This is a genomic window from Ferrimonas sp. SCSIO 43195, assembly GCF_023716685.1.
In the GTDB taxonomy this organism is placed as follows: Bacteria; Pseudomonadota; Gammaproteobacteria; order Enterobacterales; family Shewanellaceae; genus Ferrimonas; species Ferrimonas kyonanensis.
On the sequence record NZ_CP072679.1, the window covers coordinates 3,446,692 to 3,472,420 of the forward strand.

Below are 25,729 nucleotides of genomic sequence, written 5' to 3' on the forward strand. Positions count from 1 at the left end.
CATGACCGAACTGCAGCCGGGTCACAGCCATACCCTGACCCTGACCTGTCGCTATCAACATCAACCGGCGGCCCTGTTTCAGGCCCTGTGTGGTGACAAGGCCAACAGCATGCTGCTGGAGTCTGCCGAGGTGGATACCAAGGCTGGCACCCAGAGCCTGCTGATGATCGATGCCGCCCTGCGCATCGAGTGCAACGGTCGCCAGGTGCGCTGTGAGCCACTGACGCTCAATGGCGAAAGCCTGATTCCGCTGCTCAGCGAACGCCTGGCCGCATTTTCCCCGCAGCTGCAGCAAGGCACCCTGTGTCTGACGGTACCAGAGCCACCACGGGATCTGGACGAAGACAGCCGCCTCAAAGCCCCTTCGCCGCTGTCGGTGCTGAGGCTGATTCAACAAAGCATCGAAGATGACGACGCCTGTGCCCAGTCACTGCTGCTGACCGGCGCCTTCGCCTTTGACCTGGTGGCCAGTGTCGAGCCCCTGCCCACGGTCAGCGACGGCCCCAACAACTGCCCGGATTTTCTGTTCTACCTGGCGGAAACCACCCTGGTCATCGATCACGTCCGCCGAACGGCGCGGCTGGTGGGGGCCCTTCAGGGCGGAGACTACAGCGAGCGCTACCACCACCACCTGAGTCAACGCCTGGCGGACCTGGCCCGACAGGTCGATGAGTTCGACGGCAACGAAACTCTGACCCCGGCCCCGACCGCCGCCGTCAGCATTAATCAGGACGACGCCCTTTTCCGCAGCAAAGTCGAGCAGCTGAAGCAGCACATTCGCGCCGGCGACATCTTTCAGGTGGTGCCCGCCCGCCGCTTTTCCCTGCCCTGCCCCCAGCCACTGGAGGCTTACGCCCGCCTGCGCCGGGACAACCCCAGCCCTTACATGTTTGTACTGCAGGACGCCAGCTTTACCCTGTTCGGTGCTTCGCCGGAAAGTGCACTGAAATACAGTGCCGAAAGCAATCAGGTGGAGATCTACCCCATCGCCGGCACGCGAAAACGCGGCCGTAAGCCAGGCGGCGAACTGGACCATGACCTGGATGCCCGCATAGAACTGGGGCTGCGCCAGGATCAAAAAGAAACCGCCGAGCACATGATGCTGGTGGATCTGGCCCGCAACGACATCGCCCGCATCAGCCAGCCCGGCAGCCGCCAAATCCCCGAGTTGCTGAAGGTGGACCGCTACAGCCACGTGATGCACCTGGTGTCCCGGGTGACCGGCCAACTGCGCACCGATCTAGATGCCCTGCACGCCTATCAAGCCTGCATGAACATGGGCACCCTCACCGGCGCCCCCAAGGTGCGGGCCGCCCAACTGCTGCGCCAGGCCGAAGGCGAGCGTCGTGGCAGCTACGGCGGCGCCGTCGGTTATCTCAATGGCCGCGGCGACATGGACACCTGCATCGTGATCCGCTCAGCCCTGGTCAACGAGGGTACCGCCCACGTCCAGGCCGGCGCCGGGGTGGTCTTCGATTCCGACCCGCAATCAGAAGCGGACGAAACCTGCAACAAGGCCATGGCAGTCATTCGCGCCATCGGAGGTTCCCTATGACCCCCATCATCCTGCTGGACAACTTCGACTCCTTTACCTGGAATCTAGTGGATCAGTTCCGCACCCTGGGTCACCCGGTCACCGTGTACCGCAACGACATCGATGCCCACACCCTGGCCGATACCCTGATCAACCAGCACCACAATGCGGTGCTGGTGCTGAGCCCGGGCCCCGGTGCCCCAACCGAAGCAGGCTGCATGATGACCCTGCTGTCTCTGGTGGCAGGCAAGCTGCCGATTCTGGGGATCTGCCTCGGCCACCAGGCGTTGATCGAACACTACGGCGGCAAGGTCGGATTCGCCGGCGAAGTGATGCACGGCAAGGCCAGTCCCATGCGCCACGACAATGGTCCGCTGTTTGCCGGCATGCACAACCCGCTGCCGGTAGCCCGCTACCACAGCCTGGTGGCACACCAGGTGCCGGATTGCCTGTCCGTACCGGCCCAGGTCGGCGACATGGCCATGGCGGTGGTCCACAACCAGCACCGCGCCGTCGGCTTTCAATTCCATCCCGAGTCCATCCTCACTCAGGATGGCAGCGAACTGTTAACCCGAACCCTGAGCTTACTCACCAAGGAGAGCCCGTTATGCTAACCGAATTGATGGCCACCGTAATGAACGGCCAAGCGCTCTCCCAGACCCAGAGCCAGCAACTGTTCGCCCAAATCATGGCCGGAGAAGTGGGTCAGATTGAACTGGCCGGGATCCTCACCGCCATGAAGATGCGCGGCGAGACCGTCGATGAGATCACCGGTGCCGCCAGCGCCCTGCGCGCCGCCGCCACTCCGTTTCCCCGCCCCAAGGGGGATCTGCTGGACATCGTTGGCACCGGCGGCGATGGCGCCAACACCATCAACATCTCCACCACCTCGATCTTCGTTGCCGCCGCCGCCGGAGCCCGCATTGCCAAACACGGCAACCGCAGCGTCTCCAGCCAGTCCGGCGCCTCCGACCTGTTGACCCAGTTCGGCGTTAATCTGACCATGAGCCCGCAGCAGTCGGCCCGCTGCCTGGAACAGCTGGGAGTCACCTTCCTGTTTGCGCCGCATTATCACGGCGGCATCCGTCATGCCATGCCGGTGCGCCAGGCGCTGAAGACCCGCACCCTGTTTAACGTGCTGGGCCCGCTCATCAACCCGGCCCGCCCCAACCAGATGCTGTTGGGGGTCTACAGCCCGGAACTGGTGCAGCCCATCGCCGAAACCATCGCCGCCCTCGGCGTCGAGCGGGCGCTGGTGGTGCACGGCCTGGGCCTGGATGAGATTGCCATCCACGGCGAAACCCATGCGGTGGAGCTGCAGCAGGGGCAGCTGATTCAGCGCCAGTACACCCCGGCGGATCTCGGTGTCAGCCAGCACCATATCGAGGCCATTAAGGGCGGCAATCCGGCCGAGAACCACGCCATCAGCCAGGCCATTCTCGGCGGCGGTGGCACCGATGCCCAGCGCAGCGCGGTGGCGGTCAATGCCGGTGCCGGCCTGTACCTGACCGGCAAGGCCGACAGCCTGGCAATCGGCACCGAACTGGCGTTTGCCACCATGGACAGCGGCAAACCCCTGCAGCTGATGCAGGCCTTCGCCGAAATGAGCAATCAGCAACCGGAGCAGTAACCGATGAGTACCATTCTCGACACCATTGTCGCCACCAAGGCCGCCCACATCGAAGCGCTGTCGCGGCGCTACGGCGAACGGTTGAGCCAGCGAGCGCCAAAGAGTGAGCGCTCACTGTTTGACGCCCTTAAAGGCGGCAATGCCGGCTTTATTCTCGAATGCAAGAAAGCCAGCCCATCCAAAGGGCTGATTCGCCCTGATTTCGATCCGGTGGCCATTGCCACCCTGTACCAACCCTATGCGGCGGCAATCTCGGTGCTCACCGACGAACAGTTCTTCCAGGGCGACTTCGACTACCTGCAAGCGATTCGACAGGCGGTCGAGTTGCCGTTGCTGTGCAAGGACTTCATCATCGATGTGCGTCAATTGCGACTGGCCCGTCACATGGGGGCCGATGCCGCCCTGCTGATGCTGTCGGTGCTGGACGACCCAACATACCGCGCCCTGGCTGAGGAAGCCGACGCCCTGGGCCTGGACATTCTCACCGAGGTCAGCAACCAGCAGGAGTTGGAGCGGGCCCTGGCCCTCGATGCCCGCATCATCGGCATCAACAATCGCGACCTGCGCGATTTGTCCATCGACCTGACCACCACCGAGCGATTGGCGGCGCAGATCCCTGCCGATCGAGTCGTCATCAGCGAATCCGGTATCGAAACCCACCAGCAGGTCCGCCAGTTGGCTCCCCATGCCGATGGCTTCCTGGTCGGCAGCAGCCTCACCGCCCAGGCCGACATCGATCTGGCCTGCCGCACCCTGATTTTTGGCCACAATAAGGTCTGTGGCCTGACCCGGCCCGAAGACGCCCGCCATGCCGCAGCCGCCGGTGCCGTTCATGGCGGCCTGATTTTCGCCGCCAAATCCCCCCGCTGCGTCAGTGAAGCCCAGGCCCGGGAGATTCGAGCCAGTGCCAACCTGAAATTTGTCGGCGTCTTCGTCAACCAGGCCATCGACGAGGTGGCCCGACTGGCACACGCCCTCAAACTGGATGCGGTGCAGCTGCACGGCAGCGAAGATGACCACTACCTGGCCGCGCTGCGCCCCCTGCTGGCTGACACCGAAATCTGGAAGGCGGTCAAGCCCGATGGCAGCAACCGGGTCGACAGCGCCGATCGGCTGCTGTTTGACTCCGCCAGCAACGGTCGCTTTGGCGGCACCGGCGAAACCTTCGACTGGCAACGGGTCGGCAGCGAGCGCCGCAACGCCATGCTGGCGGGCGGCCTGACCCCAGACAACGTACAACAGGCCGTGTCGGCCGGATTCCTCGGCCTGGATCTAAACTCCGGACTGGAATCGGCCCCCGGCATCAAACACCCCGATAAAGTCTCGCTGGCGTTTGCCCGCCTGCGACAGTACTAACGAAGAGGCTTAAGGAAACCCATGACCATTCTCAACCCCTACTTTGGCGAATACGGCGGCATGTACGTGCCGCAAATTCTGATGCCAGCCCTTAAGCAGCTGGAACAGGCGTTTGTCGACGCCCAGCAGGATCCGGACTTTCAAAACGAATTCATGGATCTGCTGAAAAACTACGCCGGTCGGCCAACGGCGCTGACCCTGACCCGCAACTTCAGCCCCAACCCCAAGGTGAAAATCTACCTCAAGCGGGAGGACCTGCTCCACGGCGGTGCCCACAAGACCAACCAGGTACTTGGGCAGGCACTGCTGGCCAAGCGAATGGGCAAAAAGGAGATCATCGCCGAAACCGGCGCCGGTCAGCATGGGGTCGCCACCGCCCTGGCCTGTGCCCTGCTGGGACTGAAATGCCGGGTGTACATGGGCGCCAAAGACGTGGAGCGTCAAAGCCCCAATGTGTTCCGAATGCGGCTGATGGGCGCCGAGGTGATTCCGGTCCATGCCGGCTCGGCCACCCTGAAAGACGCCTGCAACGAAGCGATGCGTGACTGGTCCGCCAACTACGACCACGCCCATTACCTGCTGGGAACGGCCGCCGGACCGCACCCCTTCCCCACCATCGTCCGCGAGTTTCAGAAGATGATCGGTGAAGAAACCAAGCAACAGTTGCTGCAGAAAGAGGGTCGGTTGCCGGACACCGTCATCGCCTGCGTCGGCGGCGGTTCCAACGCCATCGGCATGTTTGCCGACTTTATCGATAACGAAGAAGTTGCACTAATTGGCGTCGAACCCGCCGGCAAAGGCATCGAAAGTGGTGAACATGGCGCGCCTTTGGCCCATGGCACCACCGGCATCTTTTTCGGCATGAAGGCGCCGATGATGCAGAATGAACACGGCCAGATAGAGGAGTCCTACTCGGTGTCCGCCGGACTGGATTTCCCTTCCGTCGGCCCGCAGCACGCCCACCTTGCCGCCAGCGGCCGGGCGAGCTACCTGTCGATCACCGACGATGAAGCGCTGGAAGCGTTTCAGAAACTGGCCAGCAGCGAGGGCATCATTCCTGCGCTGGAGTCTGCCCACGCCCTGGCCATGGCCCACAAGCTGGCCACCGAGGCAACCGACGACACCTTGATGGTGGTCAACCTGTCCGGGCGCGGCGACAAAGACATCTTTACCGTACACGACATTCTGCAGCAGGAGGGCAAGCTGTGAGCCGTTATCACACCCTTTTTGACACCCTGGCCCAAAAGGGCGAAGGCGCCTTTGTTCCCTTCGTAACCCTCGGCGATCCCGAGCCGGGAATGACCCTGGACATCATCGATGCCCTGGTGGCCGGGGGCGCCGATGCCCTGGAACTGGGCATCCCGTTCTCCGATCCACTGGCGGACGGCCCCACCATTCAGGACGCCACGGTACGGGCACTCAATGCCGGGACCACCCCGGCTCTGTGCTTTGAGATGCTGACCGAGATTCGCCGCCGCTACCCGCAACTGCCCATCGGCCTGTTGGTGTACGCCAACCTGGTGTTCTCGCCAGGTCTGGATGCCTTCTACCAGCGCTGCCGTGACGCCGGTGTCGACTCGGTACTGGTGGCCGATGTGCCAGTGGAAGAGAGTGCGGAGTTTGCCGATGCCGCGCGTCGCCATGGCATCGCTCCCATCTTCGTCGCCCCGCCAAACGGCGATGAGGCGACGCTCAAAGCGGTGGCCGAACAGGGCGAAGGCTACACCTACCTGCTGTCCCGGGCCGGAGTCACCGGCACCGAGTCCAAAGCCGGTAAACCGGTGGGGCCACTGCTGGACACCCTGAAGCGCTTTCAGGCACCGCCGGCCATTCTCGGCTTTGGCATCTCTGAACCGCAACAGGTCAAAGACGCCATCGCCGCCGGGGCCGCCGGGGCCATCTCCGGCAGTGCCACGGTCAAACTGATCGCCGAGCATCGGCAGGACCCAGCCGCACTGACCCAGGCCCTGACCCAGTTTACTCAGGCGATGAAAGCCGCAACCCGCTGATTTTCGGGTTTTCTGGACCTAAGGTGAACGCCACAGGGCGTTCACCTTTCCTGCCCAGCCGGGATTGGTTAGAATGTGGCACCCTGCTCGCTGAAAACAGAATCCATGAAACAAATACTCGACTTTCTGCCCCTGCTGGTCTTCTTTGGTGTCTATAAATTCTATGACATCTACCTGGCCAGCGGCGCCCTGGTAGCCGCCTCCGCGGTTCAAATCGCCCTGCTGTATCTGCTGTACAAGAAAGTGGAAAAGCAGCACCTGATCACCTTTGCCCTGGTGGCGGTGTTTGGCACCCTGACCATGGTGCTTCGGGATGACACCTTCATTAAGTGGAAAGTCACCGTGGTGCAATTCCTGTTTGCCGGCGCCCTGCTGATCAGCGAATTGATGGGTCGCTCGCTGCTCAAAGCGATGCTGGGCAAAGAGATGCCGTTACCGGATCGCATCTGGCGCAACACCAGCTTTGCCTGGGTGGCGTTTTTTATCGCCAGTGGCATTCTGAATATGTACATCGCCTTCAATATGTCTCAGGAGGTCTGGGTCAACTTCAAGGTCTTCGGCCTGATGGGGATGACCCTGGCCTTTACCGTCGGCACCATCGTCTACCTGTACCGACACCTGCCCAAAGATTTCAAACCGCAGGACAAACAGAAATAATCCCTTCCAGCCCGCACCACGCGGGCTTTTTTATCCCCGCATTTCTCTGTGACTCTCGCTCGTGAGTGGTTAATTCCTAAGCAGATACTTTGCCAAGCGGCGAGCTTTGTACTAGCTGTTAATACTAAAGCCAGCCACCTTCAGAGCAGGCAAGTGATCAACTTAGAGGAAAGGATTCGATGATGACCGTCGCTTCTCCTGGGGTTTCCCTGTGCCATTTCGATCAAGAGAGTCCCGGTAAACTGGCGGCTCAGCTCAGCGACGCCCTCAAAGTCACCGTCCACCGGGTTTCGGCGCTGCCCGACGGCAACGATCCCTGCATTGTGGTTATGAACAAGCAAGACCATCGGGAGATGGCGGCGATCGAGCAGATTCGCCTCAAGCAACCCGGCCGCTGCCTAATGTTGCTGATGCCGAGATTGTCAGTCCCGGCACTGCGCTGGGCCTTAAGCCACAGCGTCACCCAGGCCTACTCCTACCCGCTTTCGGCTCTGGAAGCGACCGAATTGAAACTGCAGCTGAATGAGCACTACCACTGCCCGAGCGTCATGCAACGACACACTCACGACAAACTGCGCCAGGTGCTGGATCTGATCGAACACACCTTCGATCGCCCATTAACCCTGAACCAGTTGGCAACCGAGGTCGGTATCAGCCACAGCCGGCTCAGCCACCTGTTTCGCAAAGAATTGGGGATCAAGTTCAGCCACTACCTGATCTGTCGACGGCTGGAAGCGGCACCGGCACTGCTTCACGAAGAGGGGCTGACCGTCGCCGCCATCGCCTATCGGCTGAGCTTTTCGACACCGTCGCACTTTTGCCGCGCCTTCAAGGCTCACTTTGGCCTGACCCCGTCGGAGTACAAACAGGGCGCAAAATCCGGCCAGTACAGCAACTCCTATCGCCGCTACCTTGAGTGCCGCCAGCCGCAGAACCTCCGTCACGGTATCGCCCTTGCGAGCCTGGCATGAGGACAGCGGCGCTGCTACTGATGCTGTGGGTCAGCCTGGGGTTGCCCGCCGCCCTAGCCAATCCGCCCTTGTCGAGCGCCGACGATGCCAGGGTATCGTGGCCGACCAGTTGGGTAGACCTGCTTCAGGATCTGGCACTGCTGGCCGAACAACCTCACTACAGCGATGCAGAGCTCAAACACGCCTCCAAGGCCTTCATCAACCTAAGAGGGGAGATGCAGCGCAAGTCGGTGACCGACGAGCAAACCCGGTTTGATGCGCTGCAGAACAGCCACCAGCTGGAAAACTGGATACGGCTAAACCAGCCCCAATACCAGGCCTTTAGGCTGTTGCAGCACGCGCTAAAGTCGGAACAGCAACTGCAGAGCCTGCCAAGGCCCAATACCGACCTGATTCGGCACCTGTCGCTGGGGCAGAGCCACCCGGAAGTCGTGGTGCTGCGCCGCCTGCTCGCCGCCCGACTGGGAGAGAGATTACCGGCCCACCTAAACAATCGTGCGGTATGGGACCCAGCGCTGATAGAGGCACTCAAGCGTTATCAGGGCCACAACGGTCTAAACACCACCGGCACCCTGACTTCGGCAACCATCGACTCCATCATCGCCAGTGGCGAGCACCGAATCAAAGCCATTCGATACAGCTTACGGCAGTGGCTGCAGTTGCCTCCCAGGCTCAACGGAGACAGCATCATCGTCAACCTGCCGCACTTTAACCTGCTGGTACTGCAAGACAACCAGGTTCGGCTGACGCTGCCGGTGATTGTTGGCAACCCCAACACCCCGACACCAAGATTCAACAGCCGCTTCAACTCCATCACCGTCAACCCCAGTTGGACTCCCCCCTACAGCATCATCAGTAGCGAGCTGATTCCAGCCTATCACCGAGATTCCCAAAGCCTGAAACGGCAGGGGTTCGAACTGCTGTCCGGCCCCCGCAGCGCCCCGGAAAAACTGCCCTGGTCAGAAGTGGAATCCCTTGAGCGTGCGCTGGCCAACCACCGACTGGTCCAGCGTCCAGGCAGCAACAACGCCCTGGGAAAGGCGAGGCTGAACCTGGTCAACAGCAATGCCATCTATCTGCACGACACCCCCAATCGCAAGCTGTTCCGGCAAACAAACCGGGCGCTCAGCCACGGCTGCATTCGGGTTGGTAACATCGATGCCCTGCTGACCTACCTGGCTGATCAAGCCCCCAGGGCCAGTCGCGATGCGGTCCGGGCCGCCCTGAAATCCGGCGACTCACTGACCCGGCGAATTCGCAGCAAAACAGAGGTGTACATCGTCTACATGCCCGCTTGGCCCAACGCCGATGGCACCCTGTCCATCGCCGCCGACATCTACAATAAAATTTAAAAAGGCACTAATATCAGCTTGATAGCAAGACAAATGGCATAAGTTATGCCGGGAATATCTCAGCAAAAATTCATTTTAATGAAAGAAATAGCAACTTGGTGTTAGGCACAAGCAATTATTTGAACTAACTTTAATTCTGTGTCGAGCATCCACATGTACCCTATGCTCAGACATTTCCTAGTGCAACAACTACTAGGCATTAATCTAACTGCGCGGAGATATTGCTATGTTTAAGAAAGCACTCGTTGATTTCTGGAATGACGAAAGCGGTTTATCCGCGGTAGAGTATGCTATTGCTGGTAGCCTTGTCGTAGGTGGCATGGTTATCGCGTTTGGTGAGCTAGGGACAGAGGCCACACAGGAAATTTCCGCCTTGTGCGCTGCAGTAGATGCTGCAGGTGACTGTGACGGCCAATAGACAGGGAAGTTTAAATACTTTGTCGCGTTAAGAGCACTGCTTTATGGGCAGTGCTCTGTTTATTTGGGGGGGCGTTTTTATGCCGGAGCTGACGTTAATACAAGCAAAATACATTCTTGCCTCGGTCGTATTCATTATCGCCGTCATCACCGATTTAAAAACAGAAAAAATTCCCAATACCCTGGTGTTATTCGGTGTGATCGCCGGATTCACCGTTCAAACCTTCTACAGTGGTTGGTTGGGCATCCTGCATGCATTCGCCGGTGCGCTGACGGCCGCCCTCTGTTTACTGTTCTTTTATGCGAAAAAAATGCTCGGCGCTGGCGACGTAAAATTGATGATAGCCATTGGCACCATACTCGGGCCCTACATGGTGTTCTGGAACCTCTGCTTTGGCATTATTGCCGGGGGACTGACCACGCTGATTTTTGCGTTTTCCCGGGTCGGTTGGCGCGGCGTCTACACCAGCCTGAAGCGCTATTATCAATGCCTGCTCACCCGTACCTATTACAAGCCTGCCGCCGATGAAGCCGCCGGGCTGCAGGTACCCTATGCGCCGGCCCTGGCCATCGGCTGGCTGATCATCATGTGGGCACCATTACGCTTGCCCGGGCTATGATAGGAAGCAGGTACTCCAGACCACTCTACGCAACTGGGTGACAGAAAACCCCACACCTTACGACTATGCTTTAGTCATTATCGACGTGATTTAGGCTGTTGAACGTCAATCAGTTACGCAAAGACACGACAACCGTGCTGGAGAGACTCCATGGCCATACTTCATGCCGTTCGTACCTTCTGGCTCGATGAATCGGGCTTATCTGCAGTTGAATACGCCATCGCTGGCAGCCTGGTAGCCGGCGGCATGGTGATTGCCTTTACCGAACTTGGCACCGAGACATCGGAGCAGATTTCGGCCATGTGCGCCGTGGTCGATGCCGCAGGAGATTGCGACGGACAGTAATTAAAATCGAAACATAAGATAAACAAATCGTATATTCGGGCACTGCTTGGCAGTGCTCGAATATCTGCGCACGAAAAAAACAAACCCCATAGAAATTAAAAAATCACGCCAGAACACCCCTGTTTTGAATTGCCTTTGACCGCATCTGAACTAACTTAAATATAAGTGAGTTTTTCAAAGGATAGGTTGATGAACAGCGAGGTTAATCACCCCAGTGCCAGCACTGCTAACCAACTGGCGATAAAGCCGGCCTCGATGGCGGCCGTCGGCGTCGACCCTCAGTTACTGCAAAGCCTGCTGTTGAAGCATCTGCTCGACGGCGATGTCCTGACCATGGAGAACCTCAATCAACGACTGGCCCTGACTGGAACTCTGGTACAGCAGCTACTGGATAACGCCAAGCAAAACAGTCTTGTCGAGAACAAGCAAACCACCAGCGATGGTCAGATGCGCTATACCCTCAGCCACCTGGGGCGCGAGCAGGCTGAGTACGCGCTGAGTCGCAGTGGCTACCTGGGGCCGGTGCCGGTGCCTTTGGACCAATACTGGCGCGTCTGCAGGTTGCAATCCAGTCGCCAACACACCATTACCCGACCGATCATCAACCAGGCCCTCGATGGTTTGGTTCTTCCTCACCGGTTGATGGAAGAGATAGGCCCAGCCCTGAACTCCAAACGGCCGGTGCTGATTTACGGTCCTCCCGGCACCGGGAAAAGCTACCTGTGCCGCCATTTTAACCAGGTTTTTGGGGATGATGTGTTGATCCCCCATGCCATCGCCATCGGCCAGGCCATCATCCAGATCTTCGACCCTCAGTTGCATGAACTGCATGAAAGCAACGGCGACAACCAGTCGCTGCTGCTCACCGAAGGCCACGACCCCAGGTGGCACCGCTGTCGCCGCCCTCTACTGGTGGTTGGCGGTGAACTGACCCAGGAGATGTTGAATGTCCATTACGATCACAACAGCCGCACCTACCATGCGCCAATTGGCCTTAAATCCAACAACGGAATATTGTTGGTCGATGACTTAGGTCGGCAGCAAATTACTCCAAAAGAGATATTCAACCGCTGGATTGTTCCCATGGAAGAGAGCAAAGATTTTCTCTCTCTTCCCAGTGGCGAACATTTTGACGTTCCCTTTGAGCAAATATTGCTTTTCTCAACTAACCTTGATCCAGAGCAGTTGGTTGACGATGCATTTTTAAGACGGCTGGGATACAAAATTCAATTTGCAGCCCTCAACAAAGAGCAATTTAGTGATATTTGGCGACAAAATTGCCATGACTTCAACCTGAATTATGATCCTCACATATGCGACTGGATTATTGCCAATCTCTATGAACCGGCAAGCAAACCTTTATTGCCCTGCCACCCGAGAGATTTGCTGTCCATTGTCGCGGATCAAATTAGCTATAACGAGTTACCCGCAGAGGTAACCCAACAATTATTGCAGCGGGCTTGGTCAATCTACTTTGTAAATAGCGCGCACTAGTCGAAATCACCTCGATACGGCATTGCTGGGAGGAGAGATGAATACCCGATCATTATTTTTCGTTCTGTTATCACTGGTGTTTGGCGTCGGCGCCGTCATGCTGGCTCAAAACTGGCTGAAACAAAGCCAACCAACCTCTGATCACCCCGATCAAGCGGTGGTAGTCACCATGTCCGTCAGCGTCCCATCCGGAACGGTTCTGGAAGCCAAACACCTGTCTCTCCAGGCCATTCCTAAAGCTTTGGCCCCCCGTGATGCCCTGACCTCCATCGACCAGGCCGTGGATAAAGTGGCCAAATTCCCGATGCTACAGGGTGACACCCTGCATCCGGATAAGCTGGCTCTACGAGGCGAAGGCAGCGTCCTGGCCAGCCTGATTGAGCCGAATAAGCGCGCGGTCACCATTCGAGTCAACGACGTGGTCGGGGTCGCCGGTTTCCTGCTGCCAGGCAACCGGGTCGATGTGCTGGTGACCTTTAAAGTCGGCAACGTCCGCAATGTGGCCGCCGAAACGCAAACCGAAGTGGTGCTCAGCAACCTGAAAGTGCTGGCGGTGGATCAGAAAGCCAACCAGGACAGCAGCCAACCGCTGGTGGTCAGGGCCGTCACCCTGGAGGTCACACTTGAGCAAGCGGAATCCCTGATGAGTGCAAGAGGCAAAGGCACCATTCAACTGGCGCTGCGTAACCCAACCGATGATTCCGAAGTGTCGGTCGCTCAGGCATCACCAGAGCCACAACCGGGCACCCCCGTCACTCAGCCAGAGGCGGTTCCCGCCAAAGTGGCCCCTCGCCCGCCAGAGCAACAAAAAATGAAAATCGAAGTGATACGAGGAACGGCCCAGCAGACCGTCACCGTGGAAAGCTGATCTCGACCACCAGCATCATTAGGAACGCGAAACTATGGATACACTGACTCAGAAAATGGGCAAACTCCTTGGCCGCATCGCCATGCTGTTGCCTCTTATCGCCGCCCTGCAGTGGCACCATGCTGCCGTCGCCGGTGGCCCGACGGCCCTGCAACTACAGAGTTTTCCGGTTCCCATCTACAAATCCAGAACCCTGCCAATCAAGCAGGCGGCAGCCCGGGTTTCCGTGGGTAACCCCAACATCGCCGATATTCTGATCATGCAGCCAACCGAGTTGTACGTGCTCGGCAAACAGCTGGGCAGCACCAATATCCTGGTTTGGGATGACGAAGACCGGCTGGTGGACATCATCGACATTGAGATCACCCACGATCTCAATGGCCTCAAAGAGAAGCTGTATCGTTTCCTGCCGGAAGAGCCCATACAGGTTCACAGCTCTCAGGGACAACTGGTCATCGGTGGTCAGGTCTCCAACCTGGACCGAATGAACATGGCCATGAACCTGGCCCAGGGCTATGCGGTGGCAGCGGACACGTCTGGCAACCCCAGCACCGTGCTGAACATCATGTCGGTAGGCGGAGGTCACCAGGTGATGCTGGAGGTGACGGTAACCGAAGTGCAGCGAGAACTGGCGCGACAGCTGGACTCGGATTTTCAGTTAATCACCGAAAGCAGCGATTTCATCGGCGGCATCGTCGGCGGTGACGGCATCATCAGCGACAAGGGCTTCTTCGGCAGCTACGTCAGCGGTGACTTCCTGTTCAACTTTGCTCTGGATGCGGCCAAGCAGCAAGGCCTGGCCCGAGTTCTGGCGGAGCCCAATATCACCGCATTGAGCGGTCAATTGGCCGAGTTCCTGTCCGGGGGGGAGTTCCCGGTGCCGGTTCCTAGCCGTGAAGGCACCACCATCGAATACAAAAGCTTTGGTGTCGGCGTTAAATTTGTCCCCACCGTGCTGGACAGCGGCCGCATCAACCTGAACCTGAATGTACTGGTGAGTGAACTCAGTAACGCCAACTCGGTGGGCATCGTTCCCGAAGGCTCCACCGCGGCTCTGGTGACCCCATCCATCATCAAACGCAGCGCCAACTCCACCATCGAGCTGGGCGACGGCCAGACCATTGCCATCGCCGGTTTGCTCAGCAACACCGTGCGCGAAAGCCTGGACGAACTGCCTGGGCTGGGTGAAATCCCGATTCTGGGCCAGCTGTTCAGCAGTCAGGAGTACCGCAATGGTGAAACCGAGCTGGTGATTCTGGTCACCCCGAGATTGGTTCGTCCCATCATTCGTGACGACCTGATTTTGCCCACCGATGGCTTCGTCTCACCCTCCGATGTGGGCTTCTATCTGCTGGGCGAGATGTCTCAACGCGAAGAGCAAGATCACATCGACACCAACCCCAATACCGTCGTCAGCGAACAACCCCTGGCACCGGTTCCGGCCACCGACAACGGCGGAACTCAAAACAAATACGGCCATTCGCTGTAAGGAGCTAACTATGAAACGTCCCCTGTTCGCTGGCCTGTTGTTCCTGCTCCTAAGTGGGTGCGCTTCCGACGTAATGACCCAGTTTGAACTGGGCACCACGACGGCTCAGCTCAAGCAACAAGAGATTCTGGATCCGGACGCGGTCGCCCGCAACGCGGGTAAGGTCAACCAGCTTGATGGCCAATACGGAACGGCGGTAATGGAAAACTACCGCACCTCGACCTACCGGCCAGAAACCGCCCGCAGCCAATTTATCGACGTCAGCTTAGGTGGCGAAAACAACTAAGTTGACCAGGAGTGACTCTTTTTCCTTGGAGGTGAACATGAACGTTTCACGACGCCATTTTCCGGAACGGACTCCAGGAAAACAGCGCGGAGCCATCGTGGTTCTAGTGACCATCGCCCTGCTGACCATCGTCATCATGGGCGCCATGGCGCTGGAAAGCGGTCACCTGCTGCTGAGTAAAACTCGGCTCCAGAATGCCGTCGATGCGGCCGCCCTGTCCGCTGCCGTGTCTCTGGATGATGGTAACAACCATGCCGCAGCTCGCCAGAGTGCCGTCACCACCCTGACCACGGTACTGGGTGCGTCGGATTTCAGCCAGCTTAGCGGCGACATCGATCTGGCCAGTGCGTCGTACAGTCAGAACCAGGTAACCGCTCAGCTGGTCATCGAATTCTCCCTGCAGCCGGATCCCTTTACGGTGACCACCGACGTCGACGCCAAGTACGCCCGGGTGCGGGTCGATGATGTGGAGTTGGCCACCTACCTGGGCAAAGCCATCAACATGGATAAGTTCACCAGCGCCTCCGCCGTGGCCGGTCCCAGTACTCCCTTGGTCAACTGCAGCCTCAATGTGCTGCCGATGATGGTGTGCGAAGGCGACACTCCCGGCGAGCCCTTTGGCTACCCTCAGGGCAACATCATGTCGATGAAGATCTCCAGCCAACAAGACTCGCCTATCGGCCCGGGCAACTTCCAGCTGATCCGCCTCGGCGACAACTCCGGCGCCGCCGACATTCGCGCCGCCATGGCCGGCGAAAATGCCGGCAACAACTACTGTTTCGGCGGCGACGACGGCATCTCAACCGAGCCAGGTAACAACGTCGGCCCGGTGGCCACCGGCATGAACACTCGGCTGGGTAAGTGGCATGGCGGCACCGTCAACTCCACCGATCACCCCAGAGACAAAGACATCTGCGTCGGTGAAGAGCTGGAGATCAACGACGATGAAGAGATTGTATTCTCTTCTGATGGCGCCCTGGTGGATGGAACCGTCGCCACGCCGTCGCTGTATCGCTACTCAGATTACGCCGACAACTACGTCGACAACACCATCGATGGAGGCTCGCTCTACCAGAACAGCTGCGCCGCCACCGGTGACAGCTGGGACTCCGATGGTGGCGACAACCGCCGCGAGTTTGCCGTCGTGGTCGGCGATTGTGACGGCCAGAGCAATGGCCAGAACAACGACATTCCCTTCAAAGGGTTTGCCTGCTTCTACCTGATGCAGGAAGTGATTCAGAAAGGAAACCTGGCCTACGTGCTGGGCGAATTTGTCGAAGACTGCACCGGTACCGGAGTGGCCACCGATGACACCTCGGTCACCGATGGCCCCTACACCATTGTCCTGTATCGGGATCCCGACAATAAGGACTCCTGACCATGAAAACCAATGCACGCTCACTCAACAAGCAACAGGGGCTGGCGGCCATCGAAGCGATGATCACCCTGCCGATCCTGTTTCTGTTCTTCTTTGCCATCGGCGAGCTGGGCCGGGTGATGTACCAGTACAACCAGTTGAACAGCATCGCCCGCAACGCCTGCCGCTACCTGATCAACAACGCCAAGCCCGGCACCACCTCGCTGATCGATCTCACCGACGCGGTTCAGTCCCAGGCCAAGGACCTGGCGGTATACGGCATTACTGGTGGCAGCACCTCGCTGTTAAGCGGCTTTAGCGTCAATGACATCAGCATCTCGGTTCCCGCCGGAACCGATGTCATTACCGTCACCGCCACCTACAACTGGACGCCGATCTTCAACGGCAACCTGGCCGGTGACTATGGCACCACCGTCGATTACAGCTTTCCCCTGACGGCCACCATTTCGATGAGGGCACTATGAATCACAAAAACCAACGAGGGGTCTATGCGGTAGAGTTCGCCATCGTTGCCACGGTGGTGTTTGTGATCATCTTTGCCTGCCTGGAGGTCTCCAGGCTGATGTTCGCCTACAACGTGTTGACCGAAGCCTCCCGACGGGCGGCCCGCCTGGCCACCGTTTGTGCCCCCGACACCTCGGGCAACCCGACGGCACCGGTAGCGTTGCAATCCCTGGCCTTGTTTGACGGCGCCAACTTCGGCCCGGCCATCACCAATGCCAACCTGAACATTGAGTACCTGACCCTGGCTGGCGTCACCGCCACCTCCTTCTATGACATCGCCCTGGTCAGGGCCTCGATCACCAACTATCAGCACACCTTTGTGGTACCCGGCATCACCCTGCAGATTAACTCTCCGGACTTTGTCACCACCCTGCCCAGAGAAAGCCTGGGTGCCACACGATTTGGGACAACCGTATGCATTTAAACACCTATAGGGAGTGACCAGTATGGACAAATCCAACACTCCGCTGGCTCAGGAACAGTGGCAGGACACCCAAACCCAATCCATTAAGCCTGCCCGGCCAAAAGCACTACCGGTGCCCATGAGTGCACTGCTGGTGGCAGCCAACCTCACCGACCAAACCGCACTGGTGGAGGTGTTGCGCTCCACTCCTAACCTGCAGCTGGACTCTCTGCCAATCAACCAGATCAATACCGATCTGCTGGCCGCTACTCAGTTGTTGATCCTGCTGGTTCCCAACGACCCCAAGCAGGCCACCACCCTGATTCAGAGCTTTGCCGGCAAAAGCAAAAACATGATCATCCTGGGCAAAGAAGCCTCGCCGGAGGTGCTGCGCATCGCCATGCAATCCGGCGCCAATGACTTCATTCCCATCGAGTCCTCCCCGGAGGAACTGACCACCGCCATCCATAAAATTGCTCAGGAGCTGGCCCATTCCATGCACCTGGCACCGGTCATCGCCGTGGTCAACGCCAAGGGTGGCGCCGGCGCCAGCTTCATTAGTACCTCCCTGGCCGACGAATTCGCCCAGCGCGACAAGAAAACCAACGTCGCCCTGCTCGATGGCGATCACCTCAACGGCAACCAGATGCTGCTGCTGGACACCAAGCCTCAGTACTTCTTTCATGATGCCCTGTCTCAAGTAGAGCAACTGGATGACACCGCCATTACCGGCCTGATGAGCCAGATAGACAACATTCACCTGCTGCCGGCGCTGCCATTCAGTCAACTGGACAATCAATGTTTTCAGTTTGAACACCTGCCGACCCTGCTGTTTAAGGTGCGTACCCACTACCAGTCGGTCACCGTGGACCTGTCCCGGGGTCCGGACAACTGGTCGCTGCCGCTGCTAGTGGACGCCCAGCACGTTCTGGTGGTGATACAGGACAGCATCGCCTGCCTGCGAGATGCCGCCGCGGCCATTCGCTACTTCACCCTGCAGCTGGGCATTCCGCAGAACCGTCTGCACATCATCTTCAACCGCTACACCCCCAACCGCAGCCAAATCACCGTGGCCGACGTTAAAGAGACCGTCGGCGTGGACTCGGTATTCACCGTTCGCAACGACTACAAACGCGTCAGTTGCTGTGTGGACGAAGGCAAACGTCTGTCTGAATTCGCCGCCAAAGAAGCGATCACCAAAGACATCCGCAAGATCTGCGATGCCCTTATCCCGAACGAGGGTGAACAGCATCAGACCGGAATCTGGGCCAAACTCTGGAGAAAATAAGCTATGGACGCCTCACAAGACATCAGTAACAAGCTGCTTAATGAACAGGAAAACATCATTAAGAAGGAGCTGCACGACCGCCTGATGCAACTGCTGGACGTATCCCGTCTGGAGTCCATCAGCGAGACCGAGGCCCGTCAGCAGATCTCCAAGATCTGCAATGAGATTCTGTATGAAAATCCGCGCCCCATTAACCTCAGTTCGCGGGAAAAGATCATCAAGCAGATCAACGATGAAGTGATGGGACTGGGCCCTCTGGAGACCCTGCTCGAAGACCCCACCATCTCAGACATCCTGATCAACAACTTCAACAACATCTTTGTCGAGCGCTTCGGTAAACTGGAACAGGTGCCGATGCAGTTTAATGACAACCAGCACCTGCTCAATACCATCGACAAAATTGTCTCCGGCGTCGGCCGGCGGGTGGATGAATCCAGCCCCATGGTGGACGCCCGCCTCAAAGACGGTTCCCGGGTCAACGCCATCATTCCGCCCTTGGCCCTGGATGGCCCCAGCATGTCCATTCGTCGCTTCACCGTCGATAAACTCACCGCCGAGCAGTTGGTGCAATTCGGTTCCATGACCCAACAGATGTCTGACGTGCTCAATGGCACCGTGCTGGGCAAACTCAATATCCTGGTCTCCGGCGGTACCGGCAGCGGTAAAACCACCCTGCTCAACATCCTGTCCGGCTACATTCCCGACGATGAGCGCATCATCACCATCGAGGACTCGGCAGAACTGCAGATTCAACAGCCACACCTGGTCCGCCTGGAAACCCGTCCCGCCAACCTCGAAGGACGGGGAGAGGTCTCGCAGCGAGAACTGGTGAAAAACTCCCTGCGCATGCGCCCGGATCGCATCGTCGTCGGCGAGGTTCGGGGCGCCGAAGCCATGGACATGCTCACCGCCATGAACACCGGCCACGAAGGCTCATTGACCACCTTGCACGCCAACTCTGCCCGTGACGCCCTGAGCCGACTTGAAAACATGGTGTGCATGGCCGGGTTCGACGTGCCGGTAAAAAACATCCGTACTCAGATCGCCTCGGCCATCGACCTGGTGGTGCAGTTGGAGCGGCAGGAAGACGGCCGCCGACGCATCGTCAGCATTACCGAGATCAACGGCATGGAAGGTGATGTCATCACCATGTCGGAGATCTTCAGCTTCCAGCGCCAGGGACGTAACGAGCAGGGACAGATTCAGGGGAATTACCGAGCCAGCGGCGTGATTCCACACTTCCATGACGAGTTGAACAAGAAAGGCATTGTGCTGCCGTTTGAGCTGTTTGGCGTCGATAACAACATGGACATCATGTAGGAGAGGCGGTCATGAGCATTCAAGTCATCTTTCTGGGCTGCGTTTTCGCGGCGGTGCTATTGCTGTCTCAGGCTCTGTTTTTACCGGTCTACCGACCTCAGCGGGGCGATACCCGAGTCATCAAAGACCGCCTCAAGCAGCTGGCCAAAGAGCGGGGTGACAGTGCCGACGACGTCTCGTTGCTACGCCGTAACCGGCTGCAGAAAGCTTCCTCGCTGGGACGCAGCATGGAGCAGTTCCCTTTTATTCAGAACCTGTCCTTTAAGCTGGAGCAATCCGGGTCTCGCTACTTGGGACACCAATACCTGATGATGGCCCTGTTTACCGCCACGGTGTTTACCCTGGTGTGCTGGTTCCTTTCCAAAGACTGGCTGTTCTGTGCGCTGGTGTTTCTGCTGACCCTGACCCTGTTTCACTTCAAGCTGTCGCGGGATTTTGACAAACGCATGGAGACCATTGAAGAACAATTTCCCGAAGCCCTGGACATTCTTCGGCGGGGTCTGCAGGCCGGTTACGCCTTCTCCGACTCGGTCAAGCTGACCTACGAGGAGATGGAAGGGCCGCTGGCATTTGAGTTCCGGCTGATGTTTGCCGACATCAACTACGGCAAAGACACCAAGCGGGCGCTGCTGCGGTTTATCGAGCGGGTACCGTCGGTATCGGCCATGGCTTTCTCCTCGGCGGTGCAGGTGCAGAAAGAGACCGGCGGCAACCTAGCCGAGAACATGAAAAACCTGTCCCGGGTCATTCGCCAGCGGTTTACCTTTAAACGCAAAGTGAAATCCATGTCGGCCGAAGGCCGAATGTCCGCCTGGGTACTGGTACTAATGCCCCTGGGGCTGTTCGCATTCCTGTTTCTGACCTCCCCCAGCTACGCCCGCGAACTGACCGACAGTGAGTCGGGCAACGATCTGCTGATGTACGGCGCCATCGGCATGATGATTGGCACCTATTGGATTGGCCGCTTGATTCGAATCGAGGTGTAACCATGGACTATCTCTTAAACCTCCTCAACGAGCTGCTGCAAAATCAGACCTACTCGGTCTACGTGGTCTACCTGATTGCCGCCGGCGCCGGGGTTACCCTGGCCATCGGTGTCGGACTGTTGTTCAGCGGCCTGTATTCCCCTGCCCGTCAACGGCTGGCCCACCTCAAAGCCACCGAGGGCAACGCCGCACAACTGCATGACGACTTCGACGATTCTCTGGAGCATGGCCTGCACCATAAGAAGCATCAAAAGCTGATTGGCCGCTTTGCCTTTGGCAACGAAGACACTCGAAAACGACTGATTCACTCAGGCTTCCACTCCAATAACGCCCTGGCCGTCTACAACGGCTGCCGCATCCTGGTGTTCGCCGCCGCCATTGCCGGCTGCATGTATATGCTGCGGACCTTCACCAACACTTCAGGCACCATCTTGTTTTACGGCATGGCGGTGATCCTGGGCGTGGCCTTTGTGCTGCCCAGCTTCATCCTCGACACCCTGGCCGACAAGCGAATGCGCAAGATGCGGGTCGGTTTTCCCGACGCCCTGGATCTGTTGGTGGTGTGCTGTGAGGCCGGCCTGGGGCTGCTGGCGGCGCTGAACCGGGTGGCCGCCGAGATTCGCCTCAGTCATTTCGAGTTGGCCGAAGAGTTGCAGTTGGTGTGCCAGAAGAACCGGGCCGGATTGCCCATGAACGTGGCGCTGCAAGAGTTTGCCGATCGCACCGGGCTGGAAGACATTCGCGGACTCAACGGCTCCATTACCCAGTCGATGCGCCTGGGTACCGGCATCGCCGAAACCCTGCGAGTCTACTCCGAAGAGTACCGGGAAAAACGGATTCAGGCCGCCGAGGAGATGGCCGGGAAACTGGGGGTCAAGATGATGTTCCCGATGATCTTCTGCATCTGGCCATCGTTCTTCATTGTCGCCATCGGACCGGCGATGCTGAAATTGGCCGAAGTATGGGATGTCGCCTTCTAAATTTGCGTCTTCAACAAGGAATAATCATGACTAATAAGCTTATCTCAGCCCTGTTGACCGTCATTGTCACCTTGCAGCTCAGTGGCTGCGCCTCGGCTCCGGAGCCACCGGCGTACGAGCCCCCGGACATCAATAACCTGCTTGGCCAGGCGCAGGCGGCGCAAAAACGCGGCCAGTACGATGCCGCCCTCAAACATTACCTGGAAGCGCTGGAACAGCAACCCGGCGATGCCGACATTCTGTTTCACATTGGCCAGGTCCAGACCCAGCTCGGCAACACCGAGTACGCCTTGCGGGCGTTTCAGGACGTGCTTAAAAAAGAGCCCGATAACATCGAGGCCCTAACCGCCCTGGCACTGCATAAGCTCAAGGCCGGTGAGAACCAGCAGGCCCGCACCTACCTGACCAAAGCCAAAAGCCTCGACCAGCAGCGACTCCTCAGCGCCAACCATCAGGTTCTGGTGGGAGACGGAGACGAGCAGGCGCTGCAGCCACTGGATAAGACCTCCCCGCTGCGATGCTACAACGCCCTGGGGATCCTGCATGACCTCAGCGGCGAATACGCACAGGCGAGAGAGATGTACCAGCTGGTGCTGGCCCGGGCTCCGGGCGCCGCCAATGTCCTCACCAACCTGGGCTACTCCTACTACCTGGACGGCGACCTCAGGCAGGCGGAGATCCACCTGAGGCAAGCGGTTCAAAAGCAACCCGACTTTAAACGGGCCTGGACCAATCTGGGGCTGGTGTACGCCCGAATGAAGCACTACAAACGGGCGCTGGTATCTCTGAAACAGGTCATGCCCGAAGCCGACGCCCTCAACGATCTGGGTTACTTTGCCATGCTGGAAGGCCGCTACGCCGACGCCAAAGAGCTGTTCTGGCGGGCCATCGACGCTTCCCCCATCTACTTCGCCAAGGCTCAGGACAACCTGGAGAAACTGCAGGAGATGCAAGGCAAGAGCGTCACCGCTCACTCCAGCTACCGCCCAATGCCTTTGCTCATGGAAGCGAACTACAAAGCCGAAGTAAGCAACTCTGTAACCGCAGAGATTGCAGGAGAAAATTGATAGCGGCCCCGCCAGCACTGGCGGGGCAATGAGCTAAATTCATGATCCGAGAATTGAATCCGGGATACGGCCTTTACTCTGGCACAGTGAGCACTGATAATCAGACGGATTTCACTCACAAAACTAGGATCGCTCTATGTGGTATATGATCTACTCCGAAGACGTGGAAAACAGCCTGCCGATGCGCAAAACCTCGCGTCCCGCTCACCTGGCACGACTGCAGCAACTGAAAGAGGAAGGCCGCCTGTTCGCCGCCGGCCCGCTGCCCGCCATCGACAGTGACGATCCAGGCGAAGCAGGCTTTACCGGCTCACTGGTTATTGCCGACTTCGACTCTCTGGCCGACGCTCAAAGCTGGGCCGATGCCGACCCGTACATCGAAGCCGGCGTCTACGCCAACTCCACCATCAAGCCCTACAAGCTGGTTCTTCCCTAACCCATTAAGGTGACGCTATGAAGTTTGTGTCATTCAACATCAATGGCATACGCGCTCGCCTGCATCAACTGCAAGCCCTGATCGACGTCCACCAACCGGACGTCATCGGCTTGCAGGAGATCAAAGTCGATGACCCACAGTTTCCGCTGGAAGCGGTACAGGCCATGGGTTATCACGTCGAGCACCATGGACAGAAAGGACACTATGGTGTGGCGCTGTTGACCAAACAGCCACCTAAGAACGTCCAGAAAGGCTGGCTGACCGATGATGAAGACGCGCAAAAGCGGATGATCATGGTCACCATTGACGATGACGATGGCAGCCCCATTCGAATCCTCAACGGCTACTTCCCTCAGGGGGAGAACCGCAGCCACGAAACCAAGTTTCCCGCCAAGCAGAAGTTCTATGCCGATCTGATGAGCCACCTGGACTCCCACCACTCGCCGGACGACAAACTGGTGGTGATGGGCGACATCAACATCAGCCCGACCGATTTGGACATCGGCATCGGTGAAGCTAATGCCAAACGCTGGCTCAAAACCGGCAAGTGCTCATTTCTTCCCGAAGAACGAGAATGGCTAGATAAATTAGTTAGTTGGGGATTAACAGACAGTTTCAGATATTTAAATCCTGAAATTTGCGATCGCTATAGTTGGTTTGATTATCGCTCTAAAGGCTTTAATGATAATAGAGGGTTGCGAATAGATGTCATTCTAACAACCAAATCGTTATCGGAAAGACTATTAGAGTCGGATGTGGATTATGATTTGAGAGGTATAGAGAAACCGTCTGATCACGCGCCCATCTGGACGACAATTAGCAGCAAAACTTAACCAGAACTGAACCAATCCCCGCCATATCGACGGAGTCTATCACTAGATAAACTCCGCTTATTCTTGCAAATACACCTCTCACCCTTTTATTAGAGTAGTTATTCAACCCTTTACACAGTTATCGGGTTGTAAATAAAACGTCCGAATGAAGTTTTAATTATGCAGTTTTTTCAGTCGCAATGTATTCGAGATCAAATTTTCATTTTTTAAAACTGGCTATCGAACATATCTGCTGATATCAATACGCATGAAACACTCAATTGATCGCGATTTTAATTATAAGAATGCGTCGATCACCAAAGAGCCTTGACCAGAGGAAACAAAAAATAATGGCACAAGCTCAATTGTCCAAACTGATGGATGCCGTAGAGATTTTTAGAGACGTCTACTCTGAGATTCCCCCTCAGACTTGCCTGATGTTCATGCAGGTGTGTCAAGAGGAAGGGTGCTCCATCAAAGATCTGCAGGAACGCTTCGAGATGTCCCAGGCCAGCGCCAGCCGTAATGCCCGTCTGTTATCAGACCGCGTGCACTCCGGCCGCCAAGGACTGGGATTGGTCGAGTTGCGCATCGACGAACAAGACTACCGTATCAAACGCGCCTACCTGACCGAAAAAGGCCGGGAAATTCGCGACCGCCTCACCAGCATTGCCTAACCGCAATGCGGCCTGTGTGCTAACACTCTGGTGCCCGTCAGGGCACCCACCCTACTAACATGCCACCGCTTGCGGTGGCATGTTTTTATCTGCCCTTTCGACGCCATTGATTAATCTGGATCAGCGGTGGCCTCATCAGACCTGCTACAGTGATAGGAGCAGACTCCGGATTCAGCGCTCAACCTGACTCCGGGTAGGCTCGCAGCACCCATAACAATAAGGCGCAGGAACGCCTCTTTCGCACCGTGTCAGGCGACCTGCAGTCCCTCAGACCCTTCAGGGTAAGGAGTAGCGGATGAAGATACGCACCATCGCCACCGTCACCGGCGCCGACCGCTCCGGTCTGCTCAAGCAACTGGCCGGATTCACTCATGAGTTGGAAGGCAAGTGGCTCAGCAGCAAGGTGATCCACCTGGCCGGCCAAACCGCCATTTTGCTGGAGATTGAACTGCCGGAACACAACCTGGACGCCCTTCAGCGCCAGTTCAGCGCTCATCCCGACATCACCAGTCAGTTCACGCCTCCAGCCAGCCGCAACGATGCCCGGTTTACCCTGGCATTGCAGGTCGATGCCGATGACCGCGCCGGGCTGATACACGACATTACCGGCGCCATTCATGAGATGGACATCAACATCGTCAACTTTGACAGCCTCAGGCTGACGGCAGCGGATCTGGGCCGTACCGTCTTTACCGCCACCCTGGAGCTCAGTGCCCCGACTCAGATTGAATCCAAGGTGCTGGTCGAGAAACTCGAAGCCCTACCGGGCAACGTGCGGGCCGAGGCAGCCTAAACACCTCACACAGCCAAACAGCAGCCATAAAAAAACGCAGCCAGCTGGCTGCGTTTT

Annotated in this window: 28 protein-coding genes; all 28 read left to right on the forward strand. The window is 57.8% G+C overall.

Going from position 1 to position 25,729, the window contains the following annotated elements:
• Position 1: 1 nt before the first annotated feature.
• The 28 genes from J8Z22_RS15945 (at position 2) to J8Z22_RS16080 (ending at position 25,672) form a co-directional block, all read left to right on the forward strand.
• Positions 2-1,555, forward strand: a complete 1,554-nt coding sequence (locus J8Z22_RS15945) for an anthranilate synthase component 1 (RefSeq protein WP_252007045.1) — start codon at positions 2-4, stop codon at positions 1,553-1,555.
• Entirely contained in the window at positions 1,552-2,148 is a 597-nt protein-coding gene (locus J8Z22_RS15950; RefSeq protein ID WP_252007046.1) for an aminodeoxychorismate/anthranilate synthase component II, read from the forward strand. The genes J8Z22_RS15945 and J8Z22_RS15950 overlap by 4 nt, the downstream gene beginning before the upstream one ends.
• On the forward strand, positions 2,142-3,164 hold the full coding sequence (gene trpD / locus J8Z22_RS15955) for an anthranilate phosphoribosyltransferase (RefSeq protein WP_252007047.1): 1,023 nt from the start codon (positions 2,142-2,144) through the stop codon (positions 3,162-3,164). The genes J8Z22_RS15950 and trpD overlap by 7 nt, the downstream gene beginning before the upstream one ends.
• Positions 3,165-3,167: 3 nt before the next feature.
• Entirely contained in the window at positions 3,168-4,520 is a 1,353-nt protein-coding gene (gene trpCF, locus J8Z22_RS15960) for a bifunctional indole-3-glycerol-phosphate synthase TrpC/phosphoribosylanthranilate isomerase TrpF (protein ID WP_252007048.1), read from the forward strand.
• Positions 4,521-4,541: 21 nt separating this feature from the next.
• A complete protein-coding gene (gene trpB / locus J8Z22_RS15965) occupies positions 4,542-5,729 on the forward strand; it encodes a tryptophan synthase subunit beta (RefSeq protein ID WP_252007049.1) in 1,188 nt (395 codons plus the stop codon).
• Entirely contained in the window at positions 5,726-6,529 is an 804-nt protein-coding gene (gene trpA, locus J8Z22_RS15970) for a tryptophan synthase subunit alpha (protein WP_252007050.1), read from the forward strand. The genes trpB and trpA overlap by 4 nt, the downstream gene beginning before the upstream one ends.
• 105 nt (positions 6,530-6,634) lie before the next feature.
• Positions 6,635-7,186 (forward strand): septation protein A, encoded by a 552-nt coding sequence (locus tag J8Z22_RS15975; protein ID WP_028112972.1) that lies wholly within the window; start codon positions 6,635-6,637, stop codon positions 7,184-7,186.
• Positions 7,187-7,365: 179 nt separating this feature from the next.
• Complete coding sequence (locus tag J8Z22_RS15980) at positions 7,366-8,157, forward strand: helix-turn-helix domain-containing protein (protein WP_252007051.1); 792 nt, start codon at positions 7,366-7,368, stop codon at positions 8,155-8,157.
• Positions 8,154-9,509: a L,D-transpeptidase family protein gene (locus tag J8Z22_RS15985; protein ID WP_252007052.1), complete on the forward strand. Its 1,356-nt coding sequence runs from the start codon at positions 8,154-8,156 to the stop codon at positions 9,507-9,509. Before J8Z22_RS15980 ends, J8Z22_RS15985 begins: the two co-directional genes overlap by 4 nt.
• 226 nt (positions 9,510-9,735) lie before the next feature.
• Positions 9,736-9,927 (forward strand): Flp family type IVb pilin, encoded by a 192-nt coding sequence (locus J8Z22_RS15990; protein WP_028112975.1) that lies wholly within the window; start codon positions 9,736-9,738, stop codon positions 9,925-9,927.
• Positions 9,928-9,970: 43 nt separating this feature from the next.
• On the forward strand, positions 9,971-10,546 hold the full coding sequence (locus J8Z22_RS15995; protein ID WP_252007053.1) for a prepilin peptidase: 576 nt from the start codon (positions 9,971-9,973) through the stop codon (positions 10,544-10,546).
• Between the two features lie 150 nt (positions 10,547-10,696).
• On the forward strand, positions 10,697-10,891 hold the full coding sequence (locus J8Z22_RS16000) for a Flp family type IVb pilin (protein ID WP_035415805.1): 195 nt from the start codon (positions 10,697-10,699) through the stop codon (positions 10,889-10,891).
• Between the two features lie 189 nt (positions 10,892-11,080).
• Complete coding sequence (locus J8Z22_RS16005) at positions 11,081-12,385, forward strand: AAA family ATPase (protein WP_252007054.1); 1,305 nt, start codon at positions 11,081-11,083, stop codon at positions 12,383-12,385.
• A 37-nt stretch (positions 12,386-12,422) separates the two neighbouring features.
• Complete coding sequence (gene cpaB, locus J8Z22_RS16010) at positions 12,423-13,253, forward strand: Flp pilus assembly protein CpaB (protein ID WP_252007055.1); 831 nt, start codon at positions 12,423-12,425, stop codon at positions 13,251-13,253.
• Between the two features lie 34 nt (positions 13,254-13,287).
• Positions 13,288-14,742: a type II and III secretion system protein family protein gene (locus tag J8Z22_RS16015; protein WP_156896997.1), complete on the forward strand. Its 1,455-nt coding sequence runs from the start codon at positions 13,288-13,290 to the stop codon at positions 14,740-14,742.
• A 10-nt stretch (positions 14,743-14,752) separates the two neighbouring features.
• Positions 14,753-15,028, forward strand: coding sequence for a hypothetical protein (locus J8Z22_RS16020; protein WP_035415806.1), 276 nt, complete (start codon positions 14,753-14,755; stop codon positions 15,026-15,028).
• 37 nt (positions 15,029-15,065) lie between these two features.
• Positions 15,066-16,406, forward strand: a complete 1,341-nt coding sequence (locus J8Z22_RS16025; protein WP_252007056.1) for a pilus assembly protein TadG-related protein — start codon at positions 15,066-15,068, stop codon at positions 16,404-16,406.
• A gap of 2 nt (positions 16,407-16,408) precedes the next feature.
• Complete coding sequence (locus J8Z22_RS16030; RefSeq protein ID WP_252007057.1) at positions 16,409-16,870, forward strand: TadE/TadG family type IV pilus assembly protein; 462 nt, start codon at positions 16,409-16,411, stop codon at positions 16,868-16,870.
• On the forward strand, positions 16,867-17,334 hold the full coding sequence (locus J8Z22_RS16035) for a TadE/TadG family type IV pilus assembly protein (protein WP_252007058.1): 468 nt from the start codon (positions 16,867-16,869) through the stop codon (positions 17,332-17,334). Before J8Z22_RS16030 ends, J8Z22_RS16035 begins: the two co-directional genes overlap by 4 nt.
• 22 nt (positions 17,335-17,356) lie before the next feature.
• Positions 17,357-18,601 carry an AAA family ATPase gene (locus J8Z22_RS16040; RefSeq protein WP_252007059.1) on the forward strand — a complete coding sequence of 415 codons (1,245 nt, stop codon included), beginning with the start codon at positions 17,357-17,359 and terminating at the stop codon, positions 18,599-18,601.
• Between the two features lie 3 nt (positions 18,602-18,604).
• The gene (locus tag J8Z22_RS16045; protein WP_028112985.1) at positions 18,605-19,921 is read left to right on the forward strand and encodes a CpaF family protein; all 1,317 of its coding nucleotides are present in this window, start codon (positions 18,605-18,607) and stop codon (positions 19,919-19,921) included.
• Positions 19,922-19,932: 11 nt separating this feature from the next.
• Positions 19,933-20,907, forward strand: coding sequence for a type II secretion system F family protein (locus J8Z22_RS16050; protein WP_252007060.1), 975 nt, complete (start codon positions 19,933-19,935; stop codon positions 20,905-20,907).
• 2 nt (positions 20,908-20,909) lie between these two features.
• Entirely contained in the window at positions 20,910-21,887 is a 978-nt protein-coding gene (locus tag J8Z22_RS16055) for a type II secretion system F family protein (RefSeq protein ID WP_252007061.1), read from the forward strand.
• A gap of 26 nt (positions 21,888-21,913) precedes the next feature.
• Positions 21,914-22,954 carry a lipopolysaccharide assembly protein LapB gene (locus J8Z22_RS16060; RefSeq protein ID WP_252007062.1) on the forward strand — a complete coding sequence of 347 codons (1,041 nt, stop codon included), beginning with the start codon at positions 21,914-21,916 and terminating at the stop codon, positions 22,952-22,954.
• Positions 22,955-23,090: 136 nt separating this feature from the next.
• A complete protein-coding gene (locus J8Z22_RS16065; RefSeq protein ID WP_028112988.1) occupies positions 23,091-23,390 on the forward strand; it encodes a YciI family protein in 300 nt (99 codons plus the stop codon).
• 17 nt (positions 23,391-23,407) lie between these two features.
• Entirely contained in the window at positions 23,408-24,223 is an 816-nt protein-coding gene (gene xthA, locus J8Z22_RS16070) for an exodeoxyribonuclease III (RefSeq protein ID WP_252007063.1), read from the forward strand.
• Between the two features lie 329 nt (positions 24,224-24,552).
• Positions 24,553-24,879, forward strand: coding sequence for a hypothetical protein (locus tag J8Z22_RS16075; RefSeq protein ID WP_051252658.1), 327 nt, complete (start codon positions 24,553-24,555; stop codon positions 24,877-24,879).
• A 295-nt stretch (positions 24,880-25,174) separates the two neighbouring features.
• Positions 25,175-25,672, forward strand: a complete 498-nt coding sequence (locus J8Z22_RS16080) for a glycine cleavage system protein R (protein ID WP_028112991.1) — start codon at positions 25,175-25,177, stop codon at positions 25,670-25,672.
• Positions 25,673-25,729: the final 57 nt, after the last annotated feature.